At 58.8% G+C, this 8,546-nt stretch carries 6 protein-coding genes; 3 read left to right on the top strand and 3 right to left on the bottom strand.

Going from position 1 to position 8,546, the window contains the following annotated elements:
* Positions 1–62 precede the first annotated feature (62 nt).
* Positions 63–716 carry an HAD family hydrolase gene (locus tag ACIOUG_RS22260; protein WP_401068700.1) on the top strand — a complete coding sequence of 218 codons (654 nt, stop codon included), beginning with the start codon at positions 63–65 and terminating at the stop codon, positions 714–716.
* Between the two features lie 97 nt (positions 717–813).
* Here ACIOUG_RS22260 and ACIOUG_RS22265 read toward each other — a convergent pair whose 3' ends face one another.
* Positions 814–1,776: a zinc-binding dehydrogenase gene (locus ACIOUG_RS22265; protein ID WP_401068702.1), complete on the bottom strand. Its 963-nt coding sequence runs from the start codon at positions 1,774–1,776 to the stop codon at positions 814–816.
* Positions 1,777–1,914: 138 nt separating this feature from the next.
* Here ACIOUG_RS22265 and ACIOUG_RS22270 point away from each other — a divergent pair, with 138 nt between their 5' ends.
* Positions 1,915–3,999: a carboxy terminal-processing peptidase gene (locus ACIOUG_RS22270; RefSeq protein ID WP_401068704.1), complete on the top strand. Its 2,085-nt coding sequence runs from the start codon at positions 1,915–1,917 to the stop codon at positions 3,997–3,999.
* Positions 4,000–4,133: 134 nt separating this feature from the next.
* On the top strand, positions 4,134–5,924 hold the full coding sequence (locus ACIOUG_RS22275) for a bifunctional diguanylate cyclase/phosphodiesterase (protein WP_401068706.1): 1,791 nt from the start codon (positions 4,134–4,136) through the stop codon (positions 5,922–5,924).
* A 79-nt stretch (positions 5,925–6,003) separates the two neighbouring features.
* Here the strand turns inward: ACIOUG_RS22275 and ACIOUG_RS22280 are convergent, their stop codons facing one another.
* Together ACIOUG_RS22280 and ACIOUG_RS22285 are read right to left on the bottom strand one after the other, a co-directional pair.
* Complete coding sequence (locus ACIOUG_RS22280; RefSeq protein WP_401068708.1) at positions 6,004–6,363, bottom strand: hypothetical protein; 360 nt, start codon at positions 6,361–6,363, stop codon at positions 6,004–6,006.
* The coding region (locus tag ACIOUG_RS22285; RefSeq protein WP_401068710.1) for an RHS repeat-associated core domain-containing protein at positions 6,360–8,546 on the bottom strand (2,187 nt) is incomplete at its 5' end. The genes ACIOUG_RS22280 and ACIOUG_RS22285, both read right to left, overlap by 4 nt.

Below are 8,546 nucleotides of genomic sequence, written 5' to 3' on the forward strand. Positions count from 1 at the left end.
GTACTTGAATTCAATCTTGCGGCTCGAGGCTTGGAGCTCGCAGCTGTTCTCGGAGAGAACCGATGGCTTTGGCAATTTTTGATCTGGACGAAACTTTGATCCACGGCGACTGCGCCACCCTCTGGAGCGAACAGATGGGCCGCCTGGGCTGGGTCGATCCTGAATCGTTCATGCGCAAGAACAACGAGCTGATGGACGCCTACAGCCATGGCAAATTGCGCATGGAAGAATTCATGGCGTTCAGCCTTGAACCGATGATCGGCCGTACTCCAGAAGAGGTCGAGCACTTGGTCGGCCCATGGGTCGAAGACTTCATCGAACCGATCATCTTCAGCGACGCGACCAAGACCATCGCCGCTCACCGCAAGGCCGGCGACCGGATTCTGGTGATCTCGGCCTCGGGTACCCACCTGGTCAAGCCGATCGCCGAGCGCCTGGGCATCGACGAAATTCTGGGCATCGAACTCGACGTCGCACACGGCGTTTACACTGGCCAGACCGTCGGCACGCTGACCTACCGCGAAGGCAAGATCACCCGTCTGCTGGAATGGCTGGATGCCGAGGAAGAGAATCTGGAAGGCGCGAGTTTCTACTCCGACTCACGCAACGATTTGCCGTTGCTGCTGAAGGTGGATTTCCCGCATGTGGTGAATCCGGATCCGGCGCTGCTGGAGCATGCCGAAAAATCCGGCTGGCCGATCCATCTCTGGAAGTAAAAACAAAGATCGCAGCCTGCGGCAGCTCCTACAGGGTGTACACCCTCCCACTGTAGGAGCTGCCGCAGGCTGCGATCTTTTGATCTTGCTCTTCCAATCAGCTCAGGCTGTCGTCAATCACCAGCACCACCTTCCCCGAAACCGTATTGCTCGCCAGTTCGGCAAACGCCGATTCGGCATCCTTCACCGGGAAAGTCTTCGCCAGTTGCGGACTCAACCGCCCTTCGGCAAACAACGGCCAAACATGCTGGCTCAAGTCGCTGAACAGGTCGGCCTTGAACTGATCGTCGCGACTGCGCAACGTCGAACCGAGCAACTGCACGCGCTTGGCCAGTACCTGTGCCAGATCCAGCTTGGCCTCACGCCCGCCCATCAGACCGATCAGCACCCAACGTCCGTCCAGCGCCGTCAACTTGAGGTTCAGCGCCGCATAGTTGCCGCCGACCGGATCAAGGATCACGTCAAACGGCCCGAAGTCGCGCAGGCTTTCCAGGTCATCGGTGCGCACCACCCCGCCCTGGGCTCCCAGCGCCTCACAATAGGCCAATCGCTCAGCCGACCCGACGCTGACCCAACACGGATTGCCGAACGCCTTGCACAGCTGAATGGCGGCTGAACCGATTCCACTCGCACCGGCGTGCAGGAGAACCTTTTCGCCGGGTTTCAACGCCGCCAGTTGAAACACGTTGAGCCAGACCGTTGCATAAACCTCGGGTAATGCCGCGGCCTCGACCAACGACACGCCCTCGGGCAGCGGCAGCACGTGCCGTCCGTCGACGACCACCTCTTCAGCCATCCCGCCCCCGGCCAGCAAGGCGCAGACCCGGTCGCCGACCTGCCAGGACGAGCCGGCGCCGACTTCGCTGATCACCCCGGAACACTCCAGACCGAGCACCTGACTGGCGCCGGGCGGCGGTGGATAAAGCCCGGCTTTCTGTAATAAATCGGCGCGATTGAGGCCGGCAGCCGCCACGCGAATGCGCACTTGTCCTACATCACATGCCGGACTCGGCTCTTCAACCCATGCCACTTGACCTTCAACGCCTTGCAATGCCTTCACAGTGCCTCCATAGTGAGTCTGGACTGAGCCCGAAGCTGTAGCGCCGGGCTTTTTGCATTATGCGACCGGCTCTCGTAGAACCGGCGACTTCAAAGACGGCCTAATATGCGTTATCAATTGTCCCCGCGTCGAATCAGCATGAAGCATTTGCTCCCCAGCACCGCCCTCGCTCTTTTCATCGGTATCGGTTTGTTGCCGATGTCGGGCAAAACATTCGCAGCCAACAGCTGGGACAACTTGCAGCCTGATCGCGACGAAGTGATCGCCAGTCTCAACGTCGTCGAGTTGCTCAAGCGTCACCACTACAGCAAGCCACCGCTCGACGATGCGCGCTCGGTGATCATCTACGACAGCTACATCATGCTGCTGTACCCGTCGCGCAGCTATTTCCTGGCCAGCGACATCGCCGAATTCGACAAGTGGAAGACCCAGTTCGACGACTTCCTCAAAAGCGGCGACCTCAACGCCGGGTTCACCATCTACAAGCGCTATCTGGACCGCGTCAAGGCGCGTCTGGACTTCGCCATTGCGGAGCTGAACAAGGGCGTCGACAAGATGGACTTCACCACCAAGGAGACCTTGCTGATTGATCGCAAGGATGCCCCTTGGCTCAAATCCACCGCTGAACTCGATGACCTGTGGCGCAAACGCGTCAAGGACGAAGTGCTGCGGCAGAAGATCGCCGGCAAGGATTCCAAGCAGATCCAGGAAACCCTGACCAAGCGCTACAAGAACCAGTTGGCGCGCCTGGACCAGACTCGCGCGGAAGACATCTTCCAGGCGTACATCAACACCTTCGCCATGTCCTACGACCCGCACACCAACTATCTGTCGCCGGATAACGCGGAGAACTTCGACATCAACATGAGCCTGTCCCTCGAGGGCATTGGCGCCGTGTTGCAGAGCGACAACGATCAGGTGAAAGTCGTGCGTCTGGTGCCGGCAGGCCCGGCCGACAAGACCAAGCAGGTTGCACCGGCCGACAAGATCATCGGCGTTGCCCAAGGCAACAAAGAGATGGTCGACGTGGTGGGCTGGCGCCTGGACGAAGTGGTCAAGCTGATTCGCGGCCCGAAAGGCACCGTGGTGCGCCTGGAAGTGATTCCGGCCAGCAATGCGCCGAACGACCAGACCAGCAAGATCGTGCCGATCACCCGTGAAGCGGTGAAGCTTGAAGATCAGGCGGTGAAAAAATCCGTGCTGAACCTGAAACAGGACGGCAAGGACTACAAGCTCGGCATCATCGAGATCCCGGCTTTCTACCTCGACTTCAAGGCGTTCCGTGCCGGCGATCCGGACTACAAGAGCACCACCCGTGACGTCAAGAAACTGCTGACCGAACTGCAGAAAGAGAAAGTCGACGGCGTGGTCATCGACCTGCGCAACAACGGCGGCGGTTCTCTGCAGGAAGCCACCGAGCTGACCAGCCTGTTCATCGACAAGGGCCCGACCGTACTCGTGCGTAACGCCGATGGCCGCGTCGATGTACTGGAAGATGAAAACCCGGGCGCGTTCTACAAAGGCCCGATGGCTCTGCTGGTCAACCGCCTGTCCGCCTCCGCTTCGGAGATCTTCGCCGGCGCCATGCAGGACTACCATCGCGCACTGATCATCGGAGGCCAGACCTTCGGCAAAGGCACCGTGCAAACCATTCAGCCGCTGAACCATGGCGAACTGAAACTGACCCTGGCTAAGTTCTACCGGGTTTCCGGGCAGAGCACCCAGCATCAGGGCGTGCTGCCGGACATCGACTACCCGTCGATCATCGACACCAAGGAAATCGGCGAGAGCGCCCTGCCGGAAGCCATGCCGTGGGACACTATCAAGGCCGCGATCAAACCGGCCTCCGATCCGTTCAAGCCGTACCTGGCGCAGCTCAAGTCCGAGCATGACGCACGCAGCTCCAAAGATGCCGAGTTCGTGTTCATCCGCGACAAACTGGCCTTGGCGCAGAAGCTGATGGAAGAGAAAACCGTCAGCCTCAACGAAGCCGAACGCCGTGCCCAGCACGCGGACATTGATGCCAAGCAGCTGGCGATGGAAAACATCCGTCGCAAAGCCAAAGGCGAAGAGCCGCTCAAAGAGCTGAAGAAAGAAGATGACGACGCCCTGGCTGCGGCTGAGCCGGACAAAGTCAAACCAGAGGACGACGCCTATCTGGCTGAAACCGGGCGTGTACTGCTCGATTACCTGAAGCTGAGCAATCAGGTGGCCAAGAAGTAAGATGATGGCAATTTAGTGCTGACGATCCCCGGATCGTCATCAAACAGTCATCATTCTGTCGTGCAATAAAGGACTGGGAGCGGCTCTCTTCATCGAGAACGCTCCCAGTCCTTTTTTTATCGCCAGAGATTGCCATGACCACGACCGAACAGCTGAGTGCCTTGAGCTCGATCCTGACTCAAAGCGGTTTGCACAGCCTGTTCCAGCCGATCATCTGTCTCTCCGAACGCCGCATTCTCGGCTACGAAGCCCTCACCCGTGGCCCGTCCAACAGCCCTCTGCACTCGCCGATCGCGCTGTTCGCCGTGGCGCGTCAGGCCGGCCGTTTAAGCGAACTGGAAATTGCCTGCCGTCAGTCTGCCTGCCGTCGTTTCAATGAACAGCAACTGCCGGGCAAGCTGTTCCTCAACGTCTCACCGGAATCCCTGCTCGAGGCTGCGCACCAGCCGGGACGGACCCTGCAACTGTTGCAGGACTTCGGCATTCCACCGAGCCAGGTGGTGATCGAACTCACCGAACAGACGCCGATCGACGATTTCCAGTTGCTGCAAACTGCGCTGCATCACTATCGCGCCATGGGCTTTTCGATTGCGCTGGATGACCTGGGCGCCGGCTATTCGAGCTTGCGCCTGTGGTCGGAACTGCGCCCGGATTACGTGAAGATTGATCGCCACTTCATCGACGGTATTCATCAGGACGCGTTGAAGCGCGAGTTCGTCGGATCGATCCTGCAAATCGCCAAGGCCTCACGGGCGCAGGTGATTGCCGAGGGTATCGAATTGCCGGAAGAACTGGCGGTGCTGACCGAGATGGGCGTCGATCTGGTGCAGGGTTACCTGCTCGGTCGTCCACAGGAGCATCCATCCCGCGATGCCCGAGCCTTGATGCCGAAACACGACAGCAGCGCCGTAGCACTGAATGACGAAGGCAGCGACCTCAGCGCCCTGCTCAACGATCAACCGGCGGTGCATCGCGATACACCGACCGCCACAGTGCTGGAGGCCTTCCGCCGCCAGGCCAATCTGAACTCACTGGCAGTGCTCGACGAGCAGGGCCAGCCGTGCGGCATCGTCCATCGCCATTCGCTGTCCGACGCGCTGCTCAAACCGTTCGCCACCGACCTGTTCGCCCGTAAACCGATCAGCCGCCTGATGAACGACGACTTCCTCGCCGTGGAGATGAGCCAGTCGCTGCAACAGGCCAGCCGCCTGATCACCAGCCGCGCCCGGCAGCGCATCGAAGAAGATTTCATCATCACCCTCAACGGCGGATATCTCGGCCTCGGTCGGGTAATCGACGTGCTCAAACTGATCACCGAACTGAAAATCCAGCAGGCGCGCTACGCCAACCCGTTGACCCTGCTGCCCGGCAACGTGCCGATCCAGCAATGCCTGACCCGCCTGCTGCAACAGGGCCGCGAATCGATCATCTGCTACGTCGACATCGACAGCTTCAAACCTTTCAACGACATCTACGGCTACGGCCGTGGCGACGAAGTCCTGCTGTGCCTCGCGCAATGCCTGAACGAACGCGTCGACCCGTCCCGCGACTTCGTCGGCCACATCGGCGGCGACGACTTCCTCCTCGTCCTCGGCCCGGAAGACTGGCGCAAACGCCTCAACCAACTGCTCGACGACTTTCAGAGCCAATGCCGACGCTTCTACCGCCCGGAGCACCTGGAAGCCGGCTGCTTCATCGCACCAAATCGTCAGGGCATGCGGCAGGAATTTCCGCTGCTCTCGTTATCGATAGGCGTCGTCCACCTGCACCCCGCAACCTGCGCAGAACTGGATGCCAGCCAACTCGCAGAAATGGCATCGCAAGCGAAACATCATGCGAAGAATGTTCCGGGGTATAGCGTGCATGTGATTGATAGCCTTACCGCTGCCGACCTTCATCAACCGCAAATGATCGGCCAACGCTGATTCCACAGACGACACAACCTCATGTAGGAGCGAGCCTGCTCGCGAAGGGGTCAGCCGAATTAGCCCAGCTGTTTCGTCCTTACCCCATATCTGAATCATCGACGTGATACTTCAATAAACAACTCAACAAAACTTGCATGAACTGGCGCTGATCCTCGACGTCGTCATCAAAATAAGTAGTTATTCTTGTAAATACTTCATCAAAGCTATCACCGGCTTCCAAATAGTACTTCAGTGTGTCAATACACCACTCTCGCTCCTCAAGACTATAATAAAGAAACTCAGGTTTCATAAGAATATCAAACAGCTCAGCAAGCTCTTGCTTGTCATTGACATTCTTCGAGACGATGATTTTTTCACGAGCGTCATCATGAGTATTTTCTATATCAAATAGAAAAAGCAGACCGCGTAAAACAAAATATTCAGGCTTACGTTTCAATTCACAAACTCCGTATAAGAGGTTATCGGCTCAGCTGCTCTATTGAGAACTACTACCGCATGTGTTTGCTGTCCATAAACGACTCCCCCTCTTTTGTATCCCTCGCCAACAACCTTCCCCATATTCATAGGTTCTTTGGACGCGATTTGACCGTTCCGTCTAAAAATAAGCTGTGCACGATGAATTGCGTTAAGTTGATCTCGATAACTAAAAAAGTGAGTAGCCGCACTGGGTATTTTTGGCTGCCCTGCTCGTCTCCCATTGGTATAAACCTCAATAATTCCAGTTGTTGGATTTCTTCCCGTTAATGAGCGTTCCTGCTGAGAAGCTAGTGTGGTTTGTTTGCCATGTTTTTCTAAGAAATGTGCATCTTGTGTGGCTTTCTCCATTTCATCCAAACGCCTATGAGCATTTTCTTCTGCCACCTCATCAAGCCTCGCCCGCCGCTCCTGCGCTGTCATCTTCGGCAGTGGAGGCGCGCCTTCTTCGACGACTGCACGACCCGCCTCGTACCGCATCGGACGGCGCGGTGTCGGCGGCGGACAATTGGAGTTCAACCCCAACGGATCCACCCACCCCGTCGGATTCGGCACGTACTGGTACTGATTCAACCCACCCGCCAACTTGATGGGATCCGGCGTCAGATACCGCCCCAACCGCGGGTCGTAATACCGGTGCCGGTTGTAATGCAGCCCACTCTCCGCATCGAAATACTGCCCCTGAAACCGCAACGGCTGATCCAGGTAGTCCTCGCCTGCGAGGGTGATCGCCGCGACCTTGCCGTAGGCGTCGTATTGCGCCGACCAGACGATTTCACCGCTGTAGTCGGTAAGTTCCTGCGGGGTGCCGAGGTGGTCGAGTTGGTAGTAGAACGGGCAGGCGCGTTTCGGGCCTTTGCCGTCGAGCAGCGCCAGCGGGCGGAAGGTGCCGGGTTCGTAGACGTAGCTGCGGTGGTGGCTTTTGCTGCTTTCGGCGACGAGGTGGTCGCCTTGCCAGAAGAATTCGGTGCTGACGCCGTCGACGGTTTTGCGGATGCGGCGGCCGAAGGCGTCGTACTGGTAGGTCGCGGTTTGGCCGTCGGGGCGGGTCAGGCCGATCAGGCGGTGCTGGCAGTCGTAGCGGTATTCGGTGATCAGAAGTTGATCGCGGCCACGACGTTCGCGGATCAGGTTGCCGAAGGCGTCGTAGTCGTAGTGCCGGTCGCCTTGCATCAGCAGGCGGTTGCCGTTGATCCGCGTGGGGCCAGGACGGTCCTGCATCAGCAGGTTGCCGGCCGGGTCGTGGGCGAAGGATTCCGGCAGTTCGTCGCGCGAGTGGCGCACGCGGATCAAGCGGTCGAGGGCGTCGTAGGCGTAGGTGCGTTGGCCGTGGCGGCTGTCGGCAATGTGCTCCAGATTGCCGTTGGCGCTGTAGGCATAATCGCGGCGATACAGCGAGTCGTGCTGATGGCCTACAGCGTGGGCCAGCAATCGGCCCTGCTCGTCGTAGGCATAGTCGCTGAGCAGCAGGCCTTGCTGGCGTTGTTGCTCGCGACCGGACTGGTAAACGTGGCTGGTCAGCCGTGTGCCATTGAGGTCGATCGCCGTCAGCGCACCGCCCTTGGCGTAGTAATAATCGAGCTTGCTGTTGTCCGGCAGACGCTGGCGCTTGAGCTGGCCGCAAGCGTCATAGGCATAACGCAAGGTGCCCCAGCCTTGGTGCTCGGTGATCAGCCGGTCCTGCAGGTCGTACTCGAAGGCCAGCGGATGTTTTTGACCGTCATCGACACCGGTTAATCGGCCCAGGCGGTCGTAGGTGTAAGCCACCTCAACCCCGTCGGGCAGGGTTTTCAGCAGCAGACGCCCGGCCGCATCACGCGCGTAGGCGGTGACCAGCGTCGAGCCGTCATCGCCGAATTCGGTCTTCTCCAGCAGGTGCCCGTTGCGGTCGTAGGCATAGGCCGTGCGCCGGCCGTCGAAGCCGGTTTCCTGTCGGATCAATCCGGTGGGCGTGTAGTCCAGCCGGTATTTTTCGCCGGACTCGTTCTCGATTTCCGTCAGCAGCAGTTGCGTATGGTCGTAGCGGTACTGCACCCGGGTGCCGTCGGGGTTGATCTTGCGCGAGACCAGATGCAGGTCGTCGTCATACTCGTAGCGGGTGATGTGCCCGAGTTCGTCGCGTTCGGCAGTGACCTGGCCGTAAGC

Source organism: Pseudomonas sp. NPDC087803 (genome assembly GCF_044742995.1).
Taxonomy (GTDB): domain Bacteria; phylum Pseudomonadota; class Gammaproteobacteria; order Pseudomonadales; family Pseudomonadaceae; genus Aquipseudomonas.